Source organism: Tritonibacter sp. SIMBA_163, assembly GCF_046535935.1.
GTDB classification, from domain to species: Bacteria; Pseudomonadota; Alphaproteobacteria; order Rhodobacterales; family Rhodobacteraceae; genus Epibacterium; species Epibacterium scottomollicae.
Genome location: NZ_JAWJBP010000003.1, coordinates 273,064 through 296,380, shown reverse-complemented (window position 1 = coordinate 296,380; position 23,317 = coordinate 273,064). Strand labels below are relative to the sequence as shown.

General features: G+C 63.5%; 22 protein-coding genes. 9 read left to right on the top strand and 13 right to left on the bottom strand.

The features are described 5' to 3' along the window. Positions 1–79 precede the first annotated feature (79 nt). Complete coding sequence (gene phnD / locus R0J92_RS08365) at positions 80–982, bottom strand: phosphonate ABC transporter substrate-binding protein (RefSeq protein ID WP_411051344.1); 903 nt, start codon at positions 980–982, stop codon at positions 80–82. A gap of 69 nt (positions 983–1,051) precedes the next feature. Continuing rightward, positions 1,052–1,870, bottom strand: a complete 819-nt coding sequence (gene phnC / locus R0J92_RS08360; RefSeq protein WP_106162303.1) for a phosphonate ABC transporter ATP-binding protein — start codon at positions 1,868–1,870, stop codon at positions 1,052–1,054. Positions 1,871–2,192: 322 nt separating this feature from the next. On the opposite strand from phnC, the gene rpe reads away from it, so the two are divergent. Then, positions 2,193–2,876, top strand: coding sequence for a ribulose-phosphate 3-epimerase (rpe, locus tag R0J92_RS08355; protein ID WP_411051343.1), 684 nt, complete (start codon positions 2,193–2,195; stop codon positions 2,874–2,876). 144 nt (positions 2,877–3,020) lie between these two features. Here rpe and R0J92_RS08350 read toward each other — a convergent pair whose 3' ends face one another. The 6 genes from R0J92_RS08350 to R0J92_RS08325 form a co-directional block, all read right to left on the bottom strand. Continuing rightward, positions 3,021–3,446, bottom strand: coding sequence for a PaaI family thioesterase (locus tag R0J92_RS08350; RefSeq protein ID WP_411051342.1), 426 nt, complete (start codon positions 3,444–3,446; stop codon positions 3,021–3,023). Between the two features lie 137 nt (positions 3,447–3,583). After that, positions 3,584–4,816 (bottom strand): Tm-1-like ATP-binding domain-containing protein, encoded by a 1,233-nt coding sequence (locus R0J92_RS08345; RefSeq protein ID WP_411051341.1) that lies wholly within the window; start codon positions 4,814–4,816, stop codon positions 3,584–3,586. Between the two features lie 101 nt (positions 4,817–4,917). Continuing rightward, positions 4,918–6,285, bottom strand: a complete 1,368-nt coding sequence (locus R0J92_RS08340; protein WP_411051416.1) for an aldehyde dehydrogenase family protein — start codon at positions 6,283–6,285, stop codon at positions 4,918–4,920. Further along, positions 6,267–7,886 carry a tripartite tricarboxylate transporter permease gene (locus R0J92_RS08335; protein WP_411051340.1) on the bottom strand — a complete coding sequence of 540 codons (1,620 nt, stop codon included), beginning with the start codon at positions 7,884–7,886 and terminating at the stop codon, positions 6,267–6,269. The genes R0J92_RS08340 and R0J92_RS08335 overlap by 19 nt, the downstream gene beginning before the upstream one ends. Positions 7,887–7,913: 27 nt before the next feature. Continuing rightward, entirely contained in the window at positions 7,914–8,444 is a 531-nt protein-coding gene (locus R0J92_RS08330) for a tripartite tricarboxylate transporter TctB family protein (RefSeq protein ID WP_411051339.1), read from the bottom strand. A 104-nt stretch (positions 8,445–8,548) separates the two neighbouring features. Then, on the bottom strand, positions 8,549–9,493 hold the full coding sequence (locus R0J92_RS08325; protein ID WP_411051338.1) for a tripartite tricarboxylate transporter substrate binding protein: 945 nt from the start codon (positions 9,491–9,493) through the stop codon (positions 8,549–8,551). Positions 9,494–9,721: 228 nt separating this feature from the next. On the opposite strand from R0J92_RS08325, the gene R0J92_RS08320 reads away from it, so the two are divergent. Then, positions 9,722–10,501 (top strand): IclR family transcriptional regulator, encoded by a 780-nt coding sequence (locus R0J92_RS08320; protein ID WP_411051337.1) that lies wholly within the window; start codon positions 9,722–9,724, stop codon positions 10,499–10,501. 29 nt (positions 10,502–10,530) lie between these two features. Next, positions 10,531–11,898: an aspartate aminotransferase family protein gene (locus R0J92_RS08315; RefSeq protein WP_411051336.1), complete on the top strand. Its 1,368-nt coding sequence runs from the start codon at positions 10,531–10,533 to the stop codon at positions 11,896–11,898. Between the two features lie 138 nt (positions 11,899–12,036). On the opposite strand, the gene R0J92_RS08310 is transcribed toward R0J92_RS08315, so the two are convergent. The 3 genes from R0J92_RS08310 to R0J92_RS08300 all read right to left on the bottom strand — a co-directional run bounded on the left by R0J92_RS08310 (position 12,037) and on the right by R0J92_RS08300 (position 15,624). Beyond that, the gene (locus tag R0J92_RS08310; RefSeq protein ID WP_411051335.1) at positions 12,037–12,783 is read right to left on the bottom strand and encodes an FkbM family methyltransferase; all 747 of its coding nucleotides are present in this window, start codon (positions 12,781–12,783) and stop codon (positions 12,037–12,039) included. 125 nt (positions 12,784–12,908) lie between these two features. Continuing rightward, positions 12,909–14,198: a glutamine synthetase gene (locus tag R0J92_RS08305; protein ID WP_411051334.1), complete on the bottom strand. Its 1,290-nt coding sequence runs from the start codon at positions 14,196–14,198 to the stop codon at positions 12,909–12,911. Positions 14,199–14,364: 166 nt separating this feature from the next. Beyond that, positions 14,365–15,624 (bottom strand): cytochrome P450, encoded by a 1,260-nt coding sequence (locus R0J92_RS08300; RefSeq protein WP_411051333.1) that lies wholly within the window; start codon positions 15,622–15,624, stop codon positions 14,365–14,367. A gap of 73 nt (positions 15,625–15,697) precedes the next feature. On the opposite strand from R0J92_RS08300, the gene R0J92_RS08295 reads away from it, so the two are divergent. Further along, the gene (locus R0J92_RS08295) at positions 15,698–16,408 is read left to right on the top strand and encodes a type 1 glutamine amidotransferase (RefSeq protein ID WP_411051332.1); all 711 of its coding nucleotides are present in this window, start codon (positions 15,698–15,700) and stop codon (positions 16,406–16,408) included. Here R0J92_RS08295 and R0J92_RS08290 read toward each other — a convergent pair. Both R0J92_RS08290 and R0J92_RS08285 read right to left on the bottom strand, forming a co-directional pair. Next, a complete protein-coding gene (locus R0J92_RS08290; RefSeq protein WP_411051331.1) occupies positions 16,405–17,055 on the bottom strand; it encodes a GntR family transcriptional regulator in 651 nt (216 codons plus the stop codon). The genes R0J92_RS08295 and R0J92_RS08290 overlap by 4 nt on opposite strands. 219 nt (positions 17,056–17,274) lie before the next feature. After that, positions 17,275–19,083 carry an acyclic terpene utilization AtuA family protein gene (locus R0J92_RS08285; protein ID WP_411051330.1) on the bottom strand — a complete coding sequence of 603 codons (1,809 nt, stop codon included), beginning with the start codon at positions 19,081–19,083 and terminating at the stop codon, positions 17,275–17,277. Between the two features lie 316 nt (positions 19,084–19,399). Here R0J92_RS08285 and paaA point away from each other — a divergent pair, with 316 nt between their 5' ends. From paaA to R0J92_RS08260, 5 genes are all read left to right on the top strand, one after another. Continuing rightward, a complete protein-coding gene (gene paaA, locus R0J92_RS08280) occupies positions 19,400–20,392 on the top strand; it encodes a 1,2-phenylacetyl-CoA epoxidase subunit PaaA (RefSeq protein ID WP_317384355.1) in 993 nt (330 codons plus the stop codon). An 89-nt stretch (positions 20,393–20,481) separates the two neighbouring features. Next, positions 20,482–20,766: a 1,2-phenylacetyl-CoA epoxidase subunit PaaB gene (gene paaB, locus R0J92_RS08275; RefSeq protein ID WP_106161775.1), complete on the top strand. Its 285-nt coding sequence runs from the start codon at positions 20,482–20,484 to the stop codon at positions 20,764–20,766. After that, positions 20,766–21,539, top strand: coding sequence for a 1,2-phenylacetyl-CoA epoxidase subunit PaaC (gene paaC / locus R0J92_RS08270; protein WP_411051329.1), 774 nt, complete (start codon positions 20,766–20,768; stop codon positions 21,537–21,539). The genes paaB and paaC overlap by 1 nt, the downstream gene beginning before the upstream one ends. 151 nt (positions 21,540–21,690) lie before the next feature. Then, positions 21,691–22,167 (top strand): 1,2-phenylacetyl-CoA epoxidase subunit PaaD, encoded by a 477-nt coding sequence (paaD, locus tag R0J92_RS08265; RefSeq protein WP_411051328.1) that lies wholly within the window; start codon positions 21,691–21,693, stop codon positions 22,165–22,167. Between the two features lie 12 nt (positions 22,168–22,179). Then, positions 22,180–23,262 (top strand): 2Fe-2S iron-sulfur cluster-binding protein, encoded by a 1,083-nt coding sequence (locus R0J92_RS08260; RefSeq protein ID WP_411051327.1) that lies wholly within the window; start codon positions 22,180–22,182, stop codon positions 23,260–23,262. Positions 23,263–23,317 lie beyond the last annotated feature (55 nt).

Below are 23,317 nucleotides of genomic sequence, written 5' to 3'. Positions count from 1 at the left end.
GGGACAGCCGCAGACCAGGGGCCAAAAATGCGGGGCCCGGATCGTGATCCGAACCCCGCGAAGACATGGAAACGCGCGCTTAGTTGGACTTCAGCTTGCGGGCTTCGATGATGACTTCGTAGGCGTCGTGGGCGATCGGCTGGAAGCCTTTGGATTCACCCGCTGCCACGGAATAGTAGCAGTCGTAGTCCATCGCCGGCATGGAGGCCATCAGCGCGGTCATCTTGACTTTGACGTCCTCGGGCAGCGCCTTGCGCAGCACAACCGGGCCTTCGGGGATCGGCTTGGACTGCCAGATCTGGACCAGATCGTTCATGTCGATCAGGCCCGCATCAACCGCCTTGCGCAGCGCGCCGGAGTTGTAGCCATCTTCCCAGTTGCCCAGACCGTCGGCCCAGGTCACGCCTGCGTCGATGTCGCCGTTTGCAACCGCAACGATGGTCTGCTCGTGGCCGCCAGTGAATTTCACTTCGCCGAAGTAGTCGCCGGACTGCATGGTGGAGCCGGTGGCCTGCGGGATCTCGATGGAGGGGATCAGGTAGCCGGAGGTGGAGTTCGGATCACCGAAGCCGAAGACCTTGCCCTTGACGTCTTCAAGTGCCTCGATGCCGCTGTCTTTATGCGCGAAACCAACAGAGTAGTAGCCGTAACCGCCATCCACGTTGACCTTGACCAGAACCGGCTCAACCGCTTCGGGGTCGGAGAGATAGGTCTTTGCGTAGCCGGATGCGCCCAGCCACGCCATGTCGATGGTGCCGCCCAGCAGACCCTGGATCACGCCGTTGTAGTCGGCAGGGGCGAACAGCTTGGTTTCAACGCCCAGCAGTTCTTCGGTCTTGGCGCGCAGGCATTCGTTGGAGTTCAGACGGTCCTGGGCGTTCTCGCCGCCGAGGATGCCGATGCGGAATTCAGAGATGTCGTCAGCCATGACGGGTGTGGTCAGGGCCGTGGAGGCCAGTGCGGCAAGGATCAGGTGTTTCATCGTGGAATACTCCGGTTGTGGGTTGGCCCGACGCCATACTGGCCCCGGGATGATGAAAGGGGGTCAGGGTCAGACGTAGGCTTCGGCGGTGCGAACCGCCTCTGTCTGCTCCAGGGTTTCGATTGCGGTGGAGGTGGCGGCCTCGGAGAAATCCGCGCCCGCACCGTAGATTTCGCGGGCAACGCCGGTGGTCAGCTGCTCCGGCAGGCCATCAAAGACGATGCGACCGTCGCGCATGCCGACCACCCGGTCGCAGTAGCGCCGCGCCGTATCCAGCGTGTGAAGGTTTGCAACCACGGTGCGGCCGTCTTCCTCGTGGATGCGGCGCAGGGCTTCCATCACGGTTTGTGCGTTCATCGGGTCGAGCGAGGCGATGGGTTCATCCGCAAGAATGATCTTGGGGTCCTGCATCAGGGCGCGGGCAATGGCGACGCGCTGTTGCTGCCCGCCGGACAGGGCCTCGGCCCGCTTCGGCGCATGATCGGCGATGCCCAGACGGTCGAGAATGTCGATCGCCTTGTGGATGTCCGACATCGGATAGAGGTTGAACATGGTCGCCAGCGTGGAGCGGTGGTTCAACGTTCCGTGCAACACGTTCGACACCACATCCATGCGCGGCACCAGATTGAACTGCTGAAAGATCATCGCGCAATCCGACTGCCAGGCGCGCTTGTCCTTGCCCTTCAGCCTGGTGATGTCGCGGCCTTCAAAGGTGATCGACCCTTCGGTCGCATCGCCAAGACGGTTGAGCATTCGCAGCAGAGTGGATTTGCCAGCACCCGAGCGTCCGATAATGCCCAGCATGCAGGGTTTGTCGATATCGAGCGTCGCGGCGTCCACAGCCGTTTTGTCGCCGAATCTCTTGGTCAGTTTGTTGATACGCAGCACGTGCGGCCCCCTTTGGTTCCGCGACTGCCTACGCATGATCACCAAATCATTTGTGTCATCGATATAAAACTTTTGTAACTTGCCCCGATTTTCGTGACACAGCGGTAAGATCTCGGCGACAGCCGCATCCGCGCCTCCGCCCTTCCCTGCCGCGCATCTGGCCCCATTGCTCCGCATTTCTATCGCGTGGATGGCGCGGGCTCTGGGTCATCCGCTCGGGCGGGCGCAGACTCACCCTGTGCAGCAGCGGTCCTAGGCGCTATACCGCGCGCAGTTTTTACAGACTCACACCTCCCTGCCCTCCTGCCAAGGATCCCCGCCGATGACCTTTGACCGTTCCATCAAGATTGCCCCGTCCATCCTGTCGGCGGATTTCGCCAATTTCGGCCAGGAGATCCAGGCCATCGAGGCCCAGGGCGCCGACTGGGTACATGTGGATGTGATGGACGGGCATTTTGTGCCCAACCTCACCTTTGGCCCGGCCGCGGTGAAGGCGTTCCGCCCGCATGTGAAGACCGTGATGGACGTGCACCTGATGATCGCGCCGGTCGATCCTTATATCGATGCCTATGCCGAAGCAGGGGCAGATGTGCTCACCGCCCATGTGGAGGCCGGCCCGCATATTCACCGCACCCTGCAAGCCATTCGCGGTGCCGGCATGAAGGCAGGCGTGGCGCTTAACCCCGGCACCCCGGCCGAGGCAGTGGCGCATCTGCTGGATCTCACCGACCTCATCTGTGTGATGACGGTGAACCCGGGCTTTGGCGGGCAGAAATTCATCGATATGACCAGCAAGGTGCGCGCCCTGCGTCAGATGATTGGCGACCGCCCAGTGCATATCGAGATCGACGGGGGCGTCGACACCACCACGGCACCGCTGGTGGCCGAGGCGGGCGCAGATGTGCTGGTGGCGGGCTCTGCGGTGTTCCGCGACGGTTCCGTCGACACGCCGCAGGTCTATGGCGAGAACATCCGCAACATCCGCGCCGCCGCGACCGGATCCTGAACTGTGTCCTGAACTGCGTCCTGACCGCAGGCTGTGAAAGGCCAATCAAGCCTGACCCGCCGGGGGGGCTCCCGCCCGTCCGGCCTGCATTAAAAATGCCTGCCGCCCCGTTGGGCCGGGCGCCGGGCCATACGGCCCGGCGCATCAGCGCTTGCGGATCCGGCGGAAGATCCCCGTTGCCGTTGCCAACAACTGCCCTTCGGCATCCTTCAGCTCTCCCGTCACATGGGCGGTGCTTTTGCCGCCCCCTGTCGCCTCGGCGGTAGCGGTCACCGGGCCCGGCCCGGTCGCCGCAATGTAGGAGAGGTTCAGCGCCACCGTCACCACTGCCGCGTGCCCCTCAGAGTCGAAATACTGCGCGGCGGTGTTGCCGCAGACCACATCCATCACGGTCGCCACTATACCGCCATGCAGGATGCCATGGCGATTGAGATGCTGTGCCCCCACCTCCAGCGTCACCCTGCAGGCCCCGGTGGCATCGAAGCGCGTGTCGTAACCTACAAGCTGCTGGCAGCCGGGATCGGATATCAGACGATGGCGGGGGTCTTGCGGATCTGGATCAAATGCCATCACGGCGTCCTTCAATGGCGGAAACACGGCGGGACTGTTGCCCAGCCCGCCTGCAAGGTCCAGCCCCTGATGTCTTCCCCAATGGGAAGACATCGCGCCCGGGGTGGCCTCGATGGCCAGTCCGGGCGCTCCGTCCGTTACCGGGAGATCACGCCAGCCGCCAACCAGGCGTCGAACTGCGCCAGCACCGCCTCGCAAAAGTCCCTGTCATTGATGTGGCAGGGCAGCTCCTGCAACTCGACCGACTCCGGCACAGCGCGGCGCATCTCGTCACAGAATGCGGCAAGCCCCTCCGCATCATGCAACTCTCCGCCAGCCCGGTCCCATTCGTTGCAGCCCCCGGTGGGCAGGAAAAACGCAACCGGCCCCGTCGCACCTGCCAGCTTTTCACAGATCGCGCGCGCCACCGTGCGCCGCTCCCCCGCCTCCAGCATGGCCGCGGTCAGCAAACGGTTGTGCGCATGACACTCCCGTCCCTGCAATGCAGCAGGCTTCTCCTGCCAGCCGACAAAATCCACCAGATCATAACAGCCCGGCGCTACCATCTGCGGAACGCTGGCCTTGCCCGCATGGGTCATCCGCCCCTCTCCCGCCGACAGACCCCCAAACAGATGATTGCTCACCTCCTGTGGTGCGAAATCCATCACCGCAGCAAAGGCGCCCGCACCCGCGAGGCTCTCGAAGGCCCGCCCGCCCATGCCGGTGGCATGAAACACCGCCACATCAAAGCCGCGCGCTTCCAGCGCCGGCTTCAGCGTCACCATGTAGTTCAGCACCGTCTTGCCAAAGGACGTCATCCCCACCATTGGCCGCTCGAACCGCGGCGCCTCCACCGCGCGCGCCGCGCCCAGCACCGCACCCGCCGCCTGACTGAGCGACGCCTTGCAAATATCGTTGAGCCCATAAAGCCCCCCGGCCCAGAGGATCATCTGCACATCGGCCGGAATGCGCTCCGGCGGCAGAAGCGGTGAAAACGCCACCGTCGAGACCACATATTTCGGCACCCCCAACGGCAGCGCACCACATAGGTCCAGCGCCAGATCAGTGCCCATGGTGCCACCCAGCACGATCACACCATGAATGCGCCCCGCCCGCCACAAATCGAACGCCAGCCGGGCCGAGCCCGCCCCCATGATCTGCATCGCGGTGTTCTCATTCCCGCTGTCAATGGCGACCTGAATGGAACTGCCCGCCGCCTCCGCCACTTCATGCTTTGACACATCCGTGGGCACCTTGGGGTCGCCCAGAACACTCACATCCATGCTGAGCACTTGACCGCCCTGCCCCCGGATCACCCCCGACAGATAGGACAGCTCATCATCCTTGGTGTCCCAGGTCCCGGCCACAAGGATCGTCTTTTCACCGCTCATCTCATCCTCCCCTCGGGCGCCTCCCGCGCCCGTCTTCATCTTTTCCCAAATACCTCCGCCGGAGGCCGCGCGGTCCTCGCGCAGCTAGGATCGCGCTCCCGTCACAGCTGTATCCAAGCGGTTTTCAAATCGACGTATTTCTCCAGCGCATGCAGGGATTTGTCGTGCCCATTGCCGGACTGACCAACCCCGCCCAAGGGCACCGTATTGTCGGCCCCGCCATAGGTGTTCACATGCACCACGCCCGCCCGAATGCCCGCAACACAGCGATGCGCCCGGGACAGGTCCTGGGTCCAGACCCCGGCAGCAAGGCCATAGTCGGTGGCATTGGCCAACCGCAGCGCCTCGTCTTCGCCCTCAAAGGCTGTCACCGACAGAACCGGCCCAAAAACCTCGCGTTGGAACAGGCTCGACTGTTCGCGCACGCCTGTCACCACAGTTGGCGCCATATAGGTGCCGCCGGTCTCCGCCAGGATACGCCCGCCGCCACAGCGCACATCGCCGCCCTCGGTCACGGCGCGCGCCACGTGATCGAGGTTCGCTGCCAGCTGGGTTTCGGAATTCACCGCCCCGATCTGACTGCCCAGATCCAGCGGATCGCCGACCTTCAGCGCCTCGGCATGTTCGACAATCCGCGCCACAAACTCATCGTGGATCGACGCCTCGACCAGCAGGCGCGAGCCCGCCACACAGACCTGGCCGGAGTTGCGAAAGATCCCCATGGCCGAGACCTTGGCCGCGTGATCGAGATCCTTGGCATCGGCAAAGACGATGTTGGGCGATTTGCCCCCCAGCTCCAGATAGCAGCCTTTCAGGTTCGAACGCGCCGAGGCCTCCAGCAAGCGTCGCCCCGTGGCACCAGAGCCGGTGAAGACCAGGACATCCACATCCATATGCTCGGACAGCGCCGCGCCGGTCACCGCACCGGGGCCGGTCACCACATTCAGCACCCCATCGGGCAGGCCGCACTCCGAACAGATCTCCGCCAGCCGCAACAGCGACAGCGAGGCGGTCTCGGCCGGTTTCAGCACCACGGAATTGCCCATCGCGAGCGCGGGCGCCAGTTTCCATGCGCCGATCATCAGCGGGAAGTTCCATGGCACAATCGCGCCCACCACACCGACGGGGGCGCGCTGCACTAGTCCCAGCACATCCGGTGCAGTGGGCGCCACTTCGCCCGCCACCTTGTCCAGGGCCTCAGCATAGTAGCGGAAGGTTCCCGCCGCCGATCCGGCCTCGGCCTTCAGCGCCATGTTGAATTCGGTGCCATTGTCGCGCACGCCCAGAACCGTGAGCGCCAGCGCCTCGGCCTCGATCCTGTCGGCGATCCGGTGCAGCACCTTCTTGCGCGCTGCCGGGGCCAGCCCTGACCAGCGGCCATCCTCGAACGCGCGCCGCCCGGAGGCCACAGCGCGATCCACATCGGCTGCCGTGGCCGTGGCCAATGTGGTCAGAACAGATCCGTCAATCGGCGAAGCAACTTCGCATGGCGCGCCCTCACCTTCCGTCCATGCTCCTTCAAGAAAGAGGTTCTGCGGCGCAACAGCAGTGCGCCGAAGCGTGTTGATGCGGTTTTGGTCTGCCATTCGGCCTCCTTCAGCTCGCGCGCTTCCCTGCGGATGCGCAGGACATGCGTCGCAAGCACGATAATGATGATGGAAAACAGGATGAACGCCACCGGGCGATCAATGAAATCAAAGGGGGTCTTCACCCGCGCCATGGCGGCGCGCAGCTTCACCTCCATGATGCCGCCCAGCACCATGCCGAGGATGATCGGCACCGCAGGCAGCTGCAGGCGCTTCAGCACGAAGCCAAACAGGCCAAACCCCGCGGCCATGAAACAGTCGGTGGCAGAGTTCCGCAGGGAATAGACCCCGACGAAACTGAGGGTCAGGATGCCCACGCCGAGAAAACGGTTGGGTATGCGCACCACCTGAATGAGCGACTTTGTCGCCCCAAGCAGGAAGACCAGCACCAGCACGTTGAGGATCAGCAGCGCCAGATAAAGGGCTACAACAAAATCCATCTGGTTCTGGAACAGCCCCGGCCCGGGCACCACGTTGTGCACGTAGAACACCGACAACATCATCGCCGTCAGCGCCTCGCCCGGGATGCCAAGCGCCAGAAGCGGCACCATGGCGGCGGCGGGCACGGCGTTGTTGGCGGTCTCGGCGGCGATCAGCCCCTCGGAGGAGCCATTCCCGAAATCCTGCGGCCGTTTCGAGGATTTCTGCGCGTAGGTGTAGGACATGAACTGCGCGGTGAATTCGCCGACGCCGGGGATCATGCCCATGACAACGCCAAAGCCCGCCGAAACCGTCGCCACGCGCGGGTGGCGCGCCAGCTCTCGCAACCCCTGAAACATGCCGCCGCGCAGTTTGGTGAGGCGGATTTTCTCGTCCTCGTCGGTCAGCAGCACAAAGGCCTGCGAGATCGCAAACAACCCCAGCACCACCACAATCAGGTTGATGCCGGAGCCCAGCGCATCCGTGCCGAATGTGTAGCGCTGGGTGTATTTTACCGGCTCCATGCCGATGGTGTTGAGAAAGATCCCGAGACAGGCCAGCGCCCCCGCGATCAGCGCCTGTCCCCGGTGCGCCACCACCACCAGCAGCAAGCCCAGCAGCGCGGCGAGGAAGATCTCGCGCGCGCCAAACAGCGGCGCGATTTTCGCCAGCACGGGCGCAAACAGGATCAGGCAGATCACCGAGAACACGCCGCCAAAGAAGCTGGCGGAATAGGCCAGACTGAGGGCGCGGCGCGGCTCTCCGCGGGCGGTCATCGGATAGCCGTCATAGGTGGTCAGCGCGTTGACGGCGGTGCCGGGCGTGTTGATCAGGATCGCCGGGATCGCCCCGCCATACATGGACGAGCCATAGATGCCCAACAGCACCGTCAGCCCCACGATGGGATCAAGCGAGAAGGTCGCGGGCAGCAGGATCGCGATGGCAACCGCCGGGCCGACACCGGGGATGGCGCCGATCAGAACGCCGCCGACCGACCCGGCCAGCAGTGCCAGCGCCACGTCCCAGCGCATCAGGATGTCGAGGGCAGAAAGGATCAGGTCCATGCGCGCGCGTCTTCCTTGGAAAAAGTCTCAGAGATAGAGGATGGCAAAGCTGCGCCAGGCATCCGGCAGATAGTCATAGAGCACCGCCCCGGGGATACGCACCGCCAGAACACCCTTGAAGAACAGCACGATAAACACCGCAAACCCGGCGCTGATCGCCATCATCTGCGGGCTGCGATACCCCATCCGCCACGCCAGCAGCGGCACGAAGATCAGCGTCATCGGCAGGTAGCCGATCAGCGGCACCAGCATCACGTAGACCATGAACCACAGCGCGTATTCCAACGCGGCCACCCAGCGCAGCGCCTCGCGCAGGTCGGCGCGCTCGATACGGCGGAACGGCAGCCGCCACAGGTGCAGCGCGGTGCAAAAGACCATGCCGCCGACACCCACCGCGGGCCAGAACCGAGGCTGGGCAAAAAGGCCGGTCTTGTTCACCCAAGCCGTCTGCTGAGTGATCTGGGACAACAGCAGCACCGACAGGGTCAGGAACGACAGCACAAACAAGAGCTGTCCCCGGCGCGGGCCGGCAAATCTGCGTTCACGTTCGCTTTGCATTAGAGTCTCTGGCTGGGAAGGTGTGAGGGCAGAGGTCTACAGAAGATGAGGCCGAAAAATCCGCCGGACCATGCGGGATGGCACCGGCGGAAGGCTCGGGGAGGTTACTCCAGCGCGGTGCTGATCCGCGCCATCGTCTCGATGTCATTGGCCACGCGGGCGGTGCTGGTGTCCGCATCCTGCCAATAGACCAGCGCGCCGGTTTCCGCCGCCACCGCCTGCGCGCGGTCGCTCATCACGGTCTTCTGCGCCACGGCGACGATCTTATCGCGCACGTCCTGCGGTGTGTCCTTGGTCACGAACAGGCCATTCCACAGCGCGATGTCCAGGTCCGGGTTCAACTCGCCAATGGTCGGCGCGTCGGGCACCAGCGGGATGCGGCTGTCGGTGATGGAGACCAGCACCTTCACATCGTCCAGACAGGGCAGGATCAGTTGCAGCGTGGTGTTGATCACATCCGCATCGCCCGACGCCAGCGTGTTGCAGTCCAGCGCATCAAAGGCGGCATCCGCGCCCCACTCGAACCCGGCGGATTTGGCATAGGCCTTGGTGACCTGCGTCGGCGTCAGCACATCGCCGAAATGGCCCAGCACCACGTCATTGTCCTGCGCATGCGCTGCCAGCTCCTCCATCGAGGAATAGGGCGCATCGCCCGAGGTCGCGATGACGAAGGGATAGGTCAGGAAAATGCCAAGCGGGTCGAATTTCTCCGGCGTCAGCGGCGGAATGTCGATCTGGTGGCCCATCACCGGCACGCCGATCACGAAGGAGCCCACGGTATAGCCGTCAGCCGGCGCATTGGCGACCTCGATGGCACCGGGGAAAGGCCCGCCACCGCCGCCGGGCTTGTTCACCACCGCGGCAGCGACGCCGTATTCCTCCTGGAAATCCTCGGCGATCATGCGGGTCAGCACGTCTTCAAGATCACCGGGCGGCCAGGGCACGATGAAGTTCACGGGTTTCTCCGGATACTCCGCCAGAGCGGCTCCCGCTGTCAGTGCAAGGCCCGCTGCGGCCACACATCCCTTGAGTACAGATGTCACGGTCATTGGCTGTCTCCCTGTTCGCCATTCAAGTTGCCGTTGGTCAAATGGCGACGTTGTCCGCCGCTCGGTTGATCTTCGCTTGTGGTCGTCGCCATCGGTTCATTATTTGAACCAATGGTTTGAATTTAGATTGACAGCCATGGGGTCAATCTGTCAACAAAAATGAAAGAGCGCCCTCCACTCAGGGGCAGAGGCGCTGAGAAATCTGGCAGATCAGGATTGCGATCACCCATGGGAACCGTCTCCAAAGCACTGAATTTGCTGACCCATTTCAACCACGGGCGGCTGGTGATCGGGCTGAGCGATCTCACGCGCCTGTCGGGCATGAACAAGGCGACGGTCTATCGGCTGATGAGCGAATTGCAGGCAACGGGATTCGTCGAACAGGTCGATGGCGACCGCGCCTACCGCCTTGGCCCGCAGGTGTTGCGGCTGGCAGCACTGCGCGAGGCCAGCGTGCCGATCCTGTCGGCGTCGCGCCGGGTGCTGCGGGAATTGTCCGAGGAAACGGGTGAGACAACCCACCTGTCGCTGTTGCAGGGGGACCAGCTCGCATCCCTCAGCCACGCCTATGCGCCGCGCAATGCCACCAAGGTGATGATGGAGGACGCCGAGGTGCTGACCTTCCACGGCACAGCCTCCGGCCTTGCGGTGCTGGCCTTTGCCGACCCGGACTTTGTCGACGCCGTGCTGGCGCAACCACTGGAGGCGCGCACCGCCCAGACCCAAACCGACCCGGTCGCCATCCGCGCCGAACTGGCAGCGGTCCAGCGCAGCGGGCTGGCGCAATCCATCGGCGGCTACGAGGCGGAGGTGCATTCCCACGCGGTGCCGATCTTTGGTCCGGACCAAGTGGTGCTGGGGGCGCTGGCGGTGGCCGCGCCGACCTCCCGCATGAGCGACGATCAGAAAACCGCCATTCCCCGCGCCCTGCGTCTGGCCGGTCTGGCCCTTACCGAACGTATCGGCGGCGCTTGCCCGCCCGAGTTTCCCACCGACATCGCGGCCTGAGCGCCGCGCCGCGACAAGGAGTCCGCCCCATGACCGCACATCAGCCCGACGCCAATTTCCTGAAAGAACACAATGCCCGGAGCCTCTGGCATCCGATGGCCCATCCCGGCGACAGCCTCGCCAATCCGCCGACCATCGTGACCGGCGCCTCTGGCGTGCGCATCAAGGATGTGGACGGACATGAGGTGGTCGACGCTGTGGGCGGCCTGTGGAACGTGAACCTCGGGTTTTCCTGTCAGCCGGTGAAGGATGCGATCGCCGCGCAGCTGGATGTGCTGCCCTATTATTCGATCTTTCGCGGCACGACCAACGATCAGGTGATCCAGCTGGCCGAGGAGCTGCGAGACTTTTTCGCGCCCGACGGTCTCAGCCGCGCGTTCTTCACCTCCGGCGGCTCCGATTCGGTGGAAACTGCCCTGCGGCTGGCGCGGCAGTATCACAAGGTGCGCGGAGAGCCGTCGCGGGTGAAATACCTGAGCCTGAAGAAGGGCTATCACGGCACCCATTTTGGCGGCGCCTCGGTGAATGGTAACGCCAATTTCCGCACCGCTTATGAACCCCTGCTAGCCGGCTGCCACCACATCCCTGCCCCCTATACCTATCGCAACCCGTTCAACGAAACCGACCCGGAGCGGCTGGCGCAGCTCTGTCTGGCGGCGCTGGAGGATGAAATCGCCTTTCAGGGCGCCGGCACGATTGCGGCCTTCATCATGGAGCCGATCCTGGGTGCCGGGGGCGTGATCCCGCCGCATGAGAGCTTCATGCCCGGAGTGGCCGAGATCTGCCGCAAGCATGGTATCCTGCTGATCGCCGACGAGGTCATCACCGCCTTTGGCCGTTGTGGCTCCTGGAGCGGGTCGCGGCACTGGGGCGTGCAACCGGACATGATGTGCACGGCGAAGGCGATCACCAATGGCTATTTCCCCTTCGGCGCGCTGATGATTTCTGAACGCCTGGTTGAGGTGTTTGAAAAGGATGAGACCGGCAAGGCCGCCATCGGCCATGGCTACACCTATTCCGGCCACCCGGTCGGCGCGGCCGCGGCGTTGGCCTGTCTGGCGGAAACCAAACGGCTCGATGTGCCCACAAATGCGGCGGCGCGCGGTGCACAGGTGCATCAGGGGCTGACAGCACTGCAGGAACGCTATGGCCTGATCGGCGACGTGCGCGGTGGCCATGGGCTGATGAATGCGCTGGAGCTGGTCAGCGACCGTGCCACCAAGGCCGCCATCGACAAGAAGACGATCAACACCATTCAGGAGGTCGCCTATCAGAACGGCGCCATGGTGCGGGTCTCGGGCCCCAACATCATCCTGTCGCCGCCACTGGTACTGACCAAGGCGGATGTGAGCCAGATCCTCTCGGCGCTTGATGCAGGCTTTGCGGCGGTGAGCTGACACGGCGTCCGGGCGCCACCGCCTCCGTGCCCCATTGGGGCGCGGAGGCCACCGGATACCATGGCGCGCCCGAAGCCTTTGGCTTCGGGCGCGCATCTTTCGGTAGCGCCGCTGGCGCGGCGCGGTCGCGCGTGTGGCTCAGGACACCGCATCTTCGCGAATGCAGGTCCAGACAGTGCGGCTGGAGACGTCTTCGATCTTCTGAAAACCACCCTCGCGCAGAATGGTCTTGCAGCGGCGCATGCCCTTGACCTCATAGGCCTCCGGGTGGAATTCGATCACGATGGCCCGGAAGGGGCTGAGATCCATCGCCTCCAGAAGCGCCAGCTCGCCGCCCTCGATATCCATCACCAGCACGGTTGGTTGTAGCTCCGCCACCACCTCGGCCAGATCCACGGTCGGGATCTCAACCACCCGCGAGGGCCGCCCCCCCTCGTTCAGCAGTGAAGAACCCAGGAAGCTATTGCGCAGGTGAAATTCCATCTTCTCTGGGCGGCCCGCCCCGGCAAAAAGCACCTGATTGCGCAGCTCCACCCGACCGCCAAGCTCGTTCATCTCGTGCAGGGCCGTGATCACCGGCACCAGCTCCGGATTGGCCTCGAAGGACAGCACCTTCTCCGGCCTGGCATTCATCGCGATCACCGCACCCACCACACCAAGGCCCGCGCCGACCTCCAGCACCCGGTCGTCTTCACGCACCACATGCAGGGCTCCGGCAATCTCCTGGCCCTCATAGCGCGCCGCGTTGATCCGTTCGATCCGCGTCTCGGTCAAGAAGGGTGACTGCGGCACCTTCACGCCAAGGCATGTGGCTGCGACCTCCTGCGTCACCAGCGGGGCTGCATCTAACGTCACCGCTGTCGACGTCACTTCTGTATCAGACATGTTCTGCTCATTTCGCCTGAGTTGATTGTGCCGACACTCTGGCGCTGCCGCGCGAGAAAAAGCAAGCGCAGGCCACAGCGGGCCTGCGCAAGAGCCACTATCTGTGTCTCAGTTCAGACAATCCGTCAGACGAAATGCACGTAAAAATCGCGCAGCGCATCCCCTTCCAGATCGCGGGTTTTGCGGACCTCTTTCTGTTTCATGTAGACGTGGTTGGCGATCAGATCAGGCCCCACGGCCTGTGTCAGCGCGACGTCCTTCTCCAGATCCGCCACCGCGCCCTTCAGCGTCATTGCGGTGCTTTCGCGGGTATCCGTGCGGTCAAACCCGTCGCCTGTCTCCATCGGCCCCAGCGCATAGCCCTGCTCCACCCCAAGACGCGCCGCCTGCAACAGCGCGGCCACCGTGGTGTAGGGGTTCGACGACGCATCCGCCATCCGGTGCTCCAGCCGCGCCTTGGCGCCGCCTTCGGAGCTGATCCGCGTGGTGACATTGCGATGATCGCCGCCCCAGTTCTGCCAGAAGCCCGACAGGCTGCCGGGTTGCAAGCGCATGTAACTGTTGGCGGTGGGCGCGATCAGACCCGCCAAGCCCTTGTGGTGATGCAGAAACCCGGCAAGGCAGCCGCGTGCCAGATCATTCATGTGCTCCGGCCCACCACGCGGCCCGGAGGACAGCGCATTGCCGCCAGCCTCATCGGTGAACGACAGGTTCACATGCATGCCGGACCCACCGGCCTGCGCCACCGGCTTGGGCATGAAGGTCAGCACGATGCCATATTCCAGCGCAATCTCCCGCGCCATCAGACGGAACAACACGATGTCATCCACTGCCTTCACCGCATCGTCAAAGGTCAGCGTATATTCGAACTGCGGGCTGTCAAACTCGGCGGTGATCATGTCGAGCGAGAAGCCCATCTCGTCCGCCATCGCCCAGATGCGGTCATTGAACCGCAACGGGTCCGCAAACGGTCCGGTGCCGTAGACCACGCCGCCCGGCGCATCATAGGGCACCAACCGGCCATAGTCGTCCGGCTGCAGGGCAAAGGCCTCCAGCTCGATCCCCACCTTGGGAGTGAGCCCCCTGGCCTGCCAGCCCGCCACCGCGCGCTTCAACGCGCCCCGCGGACACAGCGTGAGCAGCTCGCCCGCATCGTCATAGAGATCGCCCAGCACGATCTTGGTCGAGGCATGCCAGCTGTCGCGGATCTCCTCGCCGCGCCAGCGCAGTTCCATATCCGGCAGGCCCTGCTTCACCATTGATCCCGGCGCATCCAGCAGATCGCGGTCGTAGTGCGTGCCGAAGACGGAGCGGCAGAACCGGGTGTCATCGTCGCCGATCTTGGAATGCGGCAGGTATTTTCCGCGCATGATACTGAGATGGTCGCAGAAAAGCGCACGCAGGCGGGTTTTCATTTGGCTTCCTTTCCTGTTGGCGGCCTGCGCATCTTTGGCGTGCGTCTTGGCCCAGATTGAGTCCCAACAGAGGGCAGTGGCCGACCTCGGGTGGGTGCGAAGCGCCCTTCCGTGGGGGAGGTCGGGCGCTGTCCGGGCGACCGCCCGAACGGGTCTTCTGTTGAGCCTACGCGGCTTCCATCCGAACCGGCAATTCCTTGATGCCGCCGACGAAATTCGAGCGCAGGAATTTATGCGCACCAGCTGGCTCGATGGACTTGATCCGCTTGGCTAACTCCTGAAACAGCACCGTGACCTCCAGCCGCGCCAGCCACATGCCAAGGCAGACATGCGGGCCGAACTGGCCAAAGGACAGATGCCGGTTGGGATTGCGCATCAGGTTCACCCGGAACGGGTCGTCAAAATAGCTGTCATCGCGGTTGGCCGAGATGAACCAATACAGAAGCTTGTCGCCCTCGCGGATGGTCTTGCCGTGCATCTCCACATCCTGCGTCGCCGTGCGGCGGAAGTAGAGCGCGGGCGTCGCCCAACGGATGATCTCATCCGCCGCCGTCTCCCAGACCTCGCCGCCCGCCTGCATCTGCGCCAGAAGCTCCGGCTGATGACACATCGCCTGAATGCCAGCTGCGATGGAGTAACGCGTCGTGTCATTGCCCGCCGCCACCAGCAGGCAGAAGAAATTGCGAAACTCAGTCTCGGTAATGACAGATCCGTCGCGGGCCGGCTGCAAGATCATGTTGAGCACCCCGGATGTGTCGCCGGCCTTTTCCTTCGCTTCCATCAACTCCTTGGCATAGATGTATAATTCTGCCCCCGCCGGAGAGTTGAAGGGCATCATGCGGAATTCATCCGTGTCCATCTTGTCCAGTACGTGGGAAGTGAAATCCGGATCGGTATTGGCGATCAACGCATCACCTTTCTCCACCAGCCACGGCAGATCCGAGTCCGGCAGGCCCACCACGCGCCCTAGCATCCGCATCGGCAATTGCCGGGCGATCTCCTTGGTGGCGTCAAAGGTGCCCTTTGCCAGTGCCGCGTCCAGAATTTCGGCGCAGAGGTCGCGAATATCCGCCTCGTATTGCGCCATGGTGGTCTTGGAGAACGCCTTCAGCAGCTTCATCCGCACCTGTGAATGGTCGGGCGGGTCGGTTTCCTGAAACGTACGCCGGGCGAGGTATTCCTCGTAGGTCTGGTCCTCCATGCGGATGCCACGCGCCGAGGAAAACACCTCCGTGTTCTTGTTCATCTTGGTGATGTCATCGTAACGGGTCACCGACCAGAAATTCTGCCCGTCCGGGTAGTCTGTCCAATGCAGCGGGTCATCACGCCGGAGCCGGGCAAAGGTGTTATGCGGCGCGCCACTGGCAAAGGCGTCATGGCTCGACAGGTCCGCGTATCCATCATCGGTCGGGGTCCAGATCGTCATGGCGGGGCTTCCTTTGGCTTGCTTCACATGTATACTATTAAGCACTGTAAATATGCATATGGGAAGCCTGAACATGCGCATTGCGATTTTGATGACCAATACGGACGACAGCGCCTTTGCACACAGGCACCCGAAGGATGGCGCAAAGTTCACCGCGCTGGTGCAGATGGCGCGGCCCCACTGGTCCTGTGTTGTTTTCGCGGTGAAGGACGATATTTTTCCCGAAGATATAAGCCGTTATGACGGAGTGATGATCACTGGCAGCCCCGCCTCCACCCGCTCTGGCGCACCCTGGGTGGACCGGCTGCTGGCGCTGATCCGGCAGATCCATGATCGCAAGATTCCGCTGTTCGGAGCCTGTTTTGGCCATCAGGCGATTGCCCTCGCCCTGGGCGGACGCGTCGACGATCTGCCCGACGGCTGGGTGCATGGCCGCACCGAGAATCACCTTGTTGCGCGCCCGGAGTGGGCCACTGAACTGCCGGATGTGGTCTCAATCTACGGCTCTCACGTGGAATATGTGCACGAATTGCCGAAAGGGGCCGATCCGTTGATGACCCGCGACGGGCACAGCACCGGCTTTACGCTGGGGCGCAATATCGCCACCACCCAGCACCATCCGGAAATGACGCATGCGTTTATAAGCGCGCTGACCGAGGAGCTGCGGCAGGACATGGGTCCCGAGGTCTACGCCCGCGCACAGGATAGCTTGAAGCAGAAGGCCGACCAGCCGGCTCTGGCAGAAGCCATCGCACGATTTTTCGAAGTTGCGCGCGCCGGCTAACCCAGGGCTGCCAGCAGATCCATCACCGTGACCTGATCGAACAGCACATGCGCCTGCATCGCGGCCTCGGCACGATCGCGGTCATGCGACAGGATCAGCGTGGCGATCTCGCGGTGCTCTTGCGCCGATTGCGCAATGGCGCCGGGATAGCGGTAGCGGGCGCGATAATAGGCCATCAGCTTGCGGGCATTGGTCTTGATCATTTCGACCAGAAACGGATTGGCCGCGCCCAGCGCCACGGTTTCGTGAAACACAAGGTTCAGCTGGTAATAGCCGTCGGGATCGCTGTCGCCCTGTTCCGCCGCATGCGCCTCGCAGGCGGTCACAGCCGCCTCCAGCCGGGCGCGCAACGCAGGCGAAATGCGCCGCGCCGCCAGTCCTGCCGCCTGCCCTTCCAGCTGCGCATGCACCTCTTGGATGGCGAGGAACTCCTCCAGCGTCGGCTTGAACAACACCGCCCCTTTGCGCGGCAGGCGGCGGATCAGGCCGAAGGCTTCGAGCTGGATATAAGCCTCGCGGATCGGCGTGCGCGACACGCCATGGCGGCTGGCCAGCACCGCCTCGTCAATCTCCTGTCCCGGCGCCAGCCGCCCGGCGTCGATATCCTCGAGGATCGCTGCAATCAGCGTCTCCGTCTGCCCGGCCATGCCCGTCTCCTGTTGCCTGTGTGCCTGCTTACGGCAGCAAGGACAGGCTTGGCAACTCAAGGCCACAAGGGGATGGCCAGAAGACCGCGCAGGCGGACACCGTGGCACGACGGCCTGATTGTGGAACCGATCAGTTACGGGACAGACACGCATGGGTCGGGCAGTTGCGCGCCAGGACGACGGCGTCTCCAGCCTCCCGTTCGGTCTAAGCAACGCGTGTCACGCGCCACCGGCCCCCAGCAGCGACCAATCTACCAATATGGGGACGGCAAGCAGCAGCTGCGCAAATCCTTTGCCCTGCGGATCATTGCGCAAGGAGGACGCGGCCCCTCCCTCCGACACGCCGGTAAGCATGATGTTCATTGCCGACATACCGGGCAGCACATAACGCGTGATCTGACCCTTCGCCAGAACGTGACCAAAAACCCGCTCCAGATGCTCCCTATCCAGCCCGTCCCAGATCCACGGCAACTGTTCAGGACGGCGGGCGATCACCCCGATATTGACCATGTCGCCCCTGTCGCCACTGCGCGCAAAGGCCAGCCGGGACAATGGGACGGTCACCACCGGCCCCTTTTTCACAGGTGGTTTCGGAGCGGCATGCGGCGCGGGCAGTTGGTCGCTCTGCTCCATCTCAGTCGCAGGCACCGACACCTTTCGCTCCAGCTGCGTGCCGATCCGGACCATCAGTGGCACATCAGATTTTGGCGTCAGGCAGGAAAACAGCGACAACACTGGCGCAGGGCGCGGACCACCCCCGACAAACCCGCTGAGACCCGGCGGCGCAGCCATCCCAAGCCCGTTGGCGGCCTTGTGAAAGGTCAGAACTCCGGCGACGTCCGGATGACGCACAGCCACTTTGGCGACCACTTCGCGCGCAGCCTCACTGCTGCGCAACAGGCCGAACTGGCTCTCGGCGCCAAGGATTTCAACACTGCTCTGCGTGAAGGGCGCCATGCCGCGCGCCGCAAGCTGGGCGGAGGCTCTGGCCAGTGTCGCCTCGGCAAACCGCTCCGCCTTGCGCTCTGCATCCGCGCCATAAAAGGTGAAATACTCCCCGGTGCGAAACCCATTCGCCCAGGCCACGCAGGTCCTGTAGGTGCCGGGTCCACTCCGACCACGCGCGCCCAGCACCTGCACCCTGTCAGGGCCGATCTGCTCCAGCCTCACGTCGGAGAAATCACAGATCACATCCGGCAACACATACTCCCGGGGGTTGCCGATCTGGTAGAGGATCTGCTCGCCCACAGTGCCGCAACTCACAAGCCCACCGGTCCCCTCGGGCTTGGTCACGACAAAGCTGCCGTCGCCCGCGATCTCGGCAATCGGATAGCCCAGACTTTCGATATCGTCCGCGACCTCTTCCCAATCGGTGAAGGTGCCGCCGGTCGCCTGCACGCCGCATTCCAGCACATGCCCGGCGAGGCTGCCACCCGCGAGGTAGTTCAGATCCCCCTTGGACCAGCCGAAGTGATGGATCGCTGCCGCCAACGTCAGGCTGCTGCCCGCGCAGCCGCCGGTGATGATGATATCCGCACCCTCTTCCAGCGCAGCGACAATGGGCAGCGCGCCATGGTAGGCGGTGATGCTGGCGATGGTCTCCGTTGAGGGGAACTGCGCGCCCGTGTGAATGTCACGTGGTGCCTCAGCTGCCATCTGTTGTGCCCGCGCTATCAGGTCGTCACCGGTGATCACCGCCACCCTGAGGGCGAGGCCGGCACGGTCTATCGCGGCCTCCGCCGCCGCCGCGCACGCCTGCGGGTTCATACCACCCGCGTTGGCGATGACCGTCACCCCCTGGCGGGCAATCTGCGCAAGGTTCGGGGTCAGAGCATCGTGAATGAACGCCGCGATATAGCCGGACTTCGCCTCGCGCGCCCGCGCCTTGGCAAGATGTGCCATCGTTTGCTCAGCCAGGTAATTATAGACCAGAACGTCCAGATGACCTGCCGCCAACACCTGTGACGTGGCCTGTGCGTCGTCTCCCCAGTAGCCACAAGCTCCTCCGATACGCAGAATATTGTCCATTTCAGCCAGCTTGCAGCCCCTTCCACTCAGAATTGCAGACAGGGCATGGCGCGTTCGCGACTCACCCCCAGTCTTCCATCATGGCCGAGACGACACGGCCGAGTCTCGAAACCGCTGCAAATTTCTAGCTTTTACGGTGTGATAGCGGTCGGGTGACGTGTCCACCCAGGCATGCGTTACACATTTTCACAAATATGACTATTTCGGTTACATTTGACTTGAGCCGAATCGCACGGAGGCCTAGATTAAGGACAGACGGACAGATCCAGGTCCGGCCTTTGCCAAGTTATTCGGGTTACAACCGGAGGAGCCAGCCATGTACGCGCAGATGGTCAAATCGACCGGCACGGGAGTGCAATCCCTTGACGAGATGAGCCCTGAGGACCGCGCCTTTCAGGAGCGTATTGACGCGGGCGAGAAGATCGAACCGAAGGACTGGATGCCCGACGGCTACCGCAAGACGCTGATCCGCCAGATCGGCCAGCACGCCCATTCCGAAATTGTCGGCCAACTGCCCGAGGGCAACTGGATCACCCGCGCACCGACGCTGGAACGCAAGGCGATCCTCTTGGCCAAGGTGCAGGACGAGGCGGGCCACGGGCTCTACCTCTATTGCGCGGCGGAAACGCTGGGCATCTCGCGCGACGAGATGACCGAGATGCTGCTGGACGGGCGGATGAAATATTCGTCGATCTTCAACTACCCGACGCTGACATGGGCCGATATGGGCGCGGTGGGCTGGCTGGTCGATGGCGCCGCCATCATGAACCAGGTGCCGTTGCAGCGCACGTCCTTTGGCCCCTATTCCCGCGCCATGATCCGCGTCTGCAAGGAAGAGAGCTTCCACCAGCGTCAGGGCTTTGACATCATGATGAAGATGGCGCAGGGCAATGCTCAACAGAAGGCGATGGCACAGGATGCGCTGAACCGGTTCTGGTACCCGGCGCTGATGATGTTTGGCCCCTCAGACAAGGACTCGGTCCATTCCGCGCAGTCGATGGCGTGGAAGATCAAGATGAACACCAATGACGAGCTGCGTCAGAAGTTCGTCGACCAGACCGTACCGCAGGCAGAATACCTTGGCCTGACTGTGCCGGACGAAAACCTCAAGTGGAACGAGGAAAAGGGCGGCTACGATTTCTCCGAACCGGATTGGGAGGAGTTCTTTGAGGTCATCAAGGGCAACGGCCCCTGCAACACCGACCGTCTGGCGGCCCGCAACAAGGCTTGGGACGATGGTGCCTGGGTGCGCGAGGGCATGATGGCGCATGCCGCCAAGAAACGTGCCCGCAAGATGGCGGCGGAATAAGCGCCCCCCTTCGTTTTGACATCCCCTGCGGCAGTGCCGCGTGCCCACAGCCTCGGGCGCGCCCTGTCTCAGCACCGAAAGGACCAAACATGAAAACCGAATGGCCCCTCTGGGAAATCTTTATCCGCGGCCAGCATGGCCTCAGCCACCGTCACGTCGGCAGCCTGCATGCGCCCGACGCGGAAATGGCGATCAAGAACGCCCGCGACGTCTACACCCGCCGCAATGAGGGCGTGTCGATCTGGGTGGTCGAGGCAGAGCAGATTACAGCCTCGTCACCTTCGGAAAAAGGCCCGCTCTACGAGCCCTCCGAAAGCAAGGTCTACCGCCACCCATCCTTCTACGACATTCCTGATGACGTGGGGGCGATGTAATGGCGCGCGACGTGTCACGGGATGAGGCCTTCTACGAGTTTCTCCTGCGTATGGGAGACAACACGCTGATCCTCGGCCACCGCGTCAGCGAATGGTGCGGCCATGCCCCGGTGCTGGAAGAGGATATCGCGCTCGCCAATACTGCGCTCGACATGATCGGTCAGACCCAGATGTGGCTCGGCCTCGCGGCAGAGGTGCAGGGCGAGGGCAAGACCGCAGACGATCTGGCCTTCCTGCGCGACGCTTGGGACTTCCGCAATCTGCTGCTGGTCGAAATGCCAAACGGCGATTTTGGCCAGACCCTGATGCGGCAGTTCCTGTTTGATGCGTGGCACGTGCTGCAACTGCAGGCGCTGACCCAGTCTACCGACGACCGTGTCGCCGCAATTGCCGCCAAATCGGTGAAAGAAGCGACCTACCATCTGGACCGCTCTGCCGAGACCGTGGTGGCGCTGGGGGACGGCAGCGAGGAAAGCCATGCCCGGATGCAAGCGGCGCTTGATTACCTCTACCCCTATGTGGGCGAGATGTTCCTGACCGACGCAGTGGATACGACGCTGGTCGAGGCGGGCATTGCCCCCGATCCCGCGAGTTTGCGCGCGGAGTATGATGAAACACTCGCCCGTGTTTTGGGCGAGGCAACTCTGACACTCCCCGAAGCTCGCCGCGCCCGCGGTGGTGGCCGTGATGGCAAGATGCACACCGAACACCTCGGGCATCTGCTGACCACGATGCAATGGATGCAGCGCGCCTATCCGGGAGCGACGTGGTGATGTTTTTGCTGCCCTGTCCTTTTGCCCAGAGGGCCACGTCCGGCCCGGCGGGGTGGGCGGGGAACGCCCGCCCCGTGGGGGGCGGGTCAGACTGGCAGTCTGCCTCCGGCATGGGCGTGGCCCGGCCTATCGGCCGGACCGGAGGTTCATCGTGACCGACACGCAATCCAACCAGCCCTCTCTCGCGCAGATCTGGGAATGGCTCGACGCGGTGCCCGATCCGGAAATCCCGGTAATTTCCCTCGTCGACCTCGGCATCGTGCGCGATGTGCAGTGGAGCGATGACGGCCTCATCGTCACCCTGACGCCCACCTATTCCGGCTGCCCGGCGACCTCGATCATTCGTCTGGATGTCGAAACCGCGCTGGCCGCCCACGGGATTGAGCGCGTGGAGATCAAAACCCAGATCGCCCCGCCCTGGACCACCGATTGGCTGTCGGACAAAGGCCGCGCCCGGCTGGAGGAATACGGCATCGCGCCCCCTTCTCCCGCTGGCGGACCCGACCACTGCCCGCGCTGCGGCAGCCCCGATGTGACCCGCGTGAGCCAGTTCGGCTCCACCCCCTGCAAGGCCCATTGGCGCTGTACCGCCTGCCTGGAACCTTTCGACTATTTCAAATGCATCTGAGGAGGCTCGCTGATGACCCGCGCGCAGGCCCGCTTTCACCCGCTCGAAGTCACCGACATCAAGCACACCATCCGCGACGCGGTGGTACTCACGCTGAAGCCCGTCAATGGCGCGGCGGCTGAGTTCGACTTCACCCAAGGCCAGTATCTGACCTTTCGCCGCGATTTCGACGGCACCGAGCTGCGCCGCAGCTATTCGATCTGTGCGGGCAAGGAAGATGGCGTCTTGCAAGTCGGCATCAAACGGGTCGATGGCGGCGCCTTCTCGACCTGGGCCAATACCGACCTCAAGGTGGGCGACACGGTCGAGGCCATGCCACCGCAGGGGCGGTTCTTCACCGATCTCGACGCGGCTGCCGAAAAACACTACCTCGGCTTTGCTGGTGGCTCCGGCATCACGCCAGTGCTGTCGATCCTGAAAACCACCCTGCAGGCCGAACCCCAGTCCCGCTTCACGCTGGTCTATGCCAACCGGGGCATCAACTCGATCATGTTCCGCGAAGAGATCGAGGACCTGAAGAACCGCTACATGGGCCGCCTGTCGGTGATCCATGTGCTGGAAGCCGACGCGCAGGAGGTCGACCTGTTCACCGGCCTGGTCACACCTGAAAAATGCGCCCAGCTGTTCGAGCGCTGGATTCCGATCCACAACGTCGACACCGCCTTCATCTGCGGACCGGAACCTATGATGCTGGGCATTGCCGAGGCCCTGCGCGCCGCAGGTCTCTCGGACGCGCAGATCAAGTTCGAACTCTTCGCCTCCAACCAGCCGGGCCGGGCGGCGAAAAAAGCCGCCAGCAGTGACGCTGCTGCCAGCGCGCCGGTCACCGCTGCCATCACGCTGGATGGGGCCACGCGCTCGGTAACGCTGGATCGCAATACCAGCGTGCTCGAAGCGGCATTGGACAACGCCATGGATGCCCCGTGGTCCTGTCGCGCCGGCGTCTGTTCCACCTGCCGCTGTCGGGTGCTGGAAGGCGAGGTCGAGATGGCCGCCAACCACGCGCTGGAGGATGACGAGGTCGCCAAGGGCTTTGTGCTGTCGTGCCAGTCCTACCCGCTGACGGATCATCTGGTGGTCAGCTACGACGAATAACACGCGCAGGCGCCGAACGGACACGAGGCGGCATTGGCTCTGGACCTTGCCGGGC

Coding starts and splice junctions, on each gene's coding strand:
- paaC (WP_411051329.1), top strand. CDS start 20,766: ATGGCGCGCGACGTGTCACGGGATGAGGCCTTCTACGAGTTTCTCCTG.
- R0J92_RS08295 (WP_411051332.1), top strand. CDS start 15,698: ATGCGCATTGCGATTTTGATGACCAATACGGACGACAGCGCCTTTGCA.
- R0J92_RS08320 (WP_411051337.1), top strand. CDS start 9,722: ATGGGAACCGTCTCCAAAGCACTGAATTTGCTGACCCATTTCAACCAC.
- R0J92_RS08285 (WP_411051330.1), bottom strand. CDS start 19,083: ATGGACAATATTCTGCGTATCGGAGGAGCTTGTGGCTACTGGGGAGAC.
- R0J92_RS08260 (WP_411051327.1), top strand. CDS start 22,180: ATGACCCGCGCGCAGGCCCGCTTTCACCCGCTCGAAGTCACCGACATC.
- R0J92_RS08305 (WP_411051334.1), bottom strand. CDS start 14,198: ATGAAAACCCGCCTGCGTGCGCTTTTCTGCGACCATCTCAGTATCATG.
- paaA (WP_317384355.1), top strand. CDS start 19,400: ATGTACGCGCAGATGGTCAAATCGACCGGCACGGGAGTGCAATCCCTT.
- paaB (WP_106161775.1), top strand. CDS start 20,482: ATGAAAACCGAATGGCCCCTCTGGGAAATCTTTATCCGCGGCCAGCAT.
- R0J92_RS08350 (WP_411051342.1), bottom strand. CDS start 3,446: ATGGCATTTGATCCAGATCCGCAAGACCCCCGCCATCGTCTGATATCC.
- R0J92_RS08290 (WP_411051331.1), bottom strand. CDS start 17,055: ATGGCCGGGCAGACGGAGACGCTGATTGCAGCGATCCTCGAGGATATC.
- R0J92_RS08335 (WP_411051340.1), bottom strand. CDS start 7,886: ATGGACCTGATCCTTTCTGCCCTCGACATCCTGATGCGCTGGGACGTG.
- R0J92_RS08330 (WP_411051339.1), bottom strand. CDS start 8,444: ATGCAAAGCGAACGTGAACGCAGATTTGCCGGCCCGCGCCGGGGACAG.
- phnD (WP_411051344.1), bottom strand. CDS start 982: ATGAAACACCTGATCCTTGCCGCACTGGCCTCCACGGCCCTGACCACA.
- R0J92_RS08310 (WP_411051335.1), bottom strand. CDS start 12,783: ATGTCTGATACAGAAGTGACGTCGACAGCGGTGACGTTAGATGCAGCC.
- R0J92_RS08345 (WP_411051341.1), bottom strand. CDS start 4,816: ATGAGCGGTGAAAAGACGATCCTTGTGGCCGGGACCTGGGACACCAAG.
- R0J92_RS08300 (WP_411051333.1), bottom strand. CDS start 15,624: ATGACGATCTGGACCCCGACCGATGATGGATACGCGGACCTGTCGAGC.
- R0J92_RS08315 (WP_411051336.1), top strand. CDS start 10,531: ATGACCGCACATCAGCCCGACGCCAATTTCCTGAAAGAACACAATGCC.
- rpe (WP_411051343.1), top strand. CDS start 2,193: ATGACCTTTGACCGTTCCATCAAGATTGCCCCGTCCATCCTGTCGGCG.
- R0J92_RS08325 (WP_411051338.1), bottom strand. CDS start 9,493: ATGACCGTGACATCTGTACTCAAGGGATGTGTGGCCGCAGCGGGCCTT.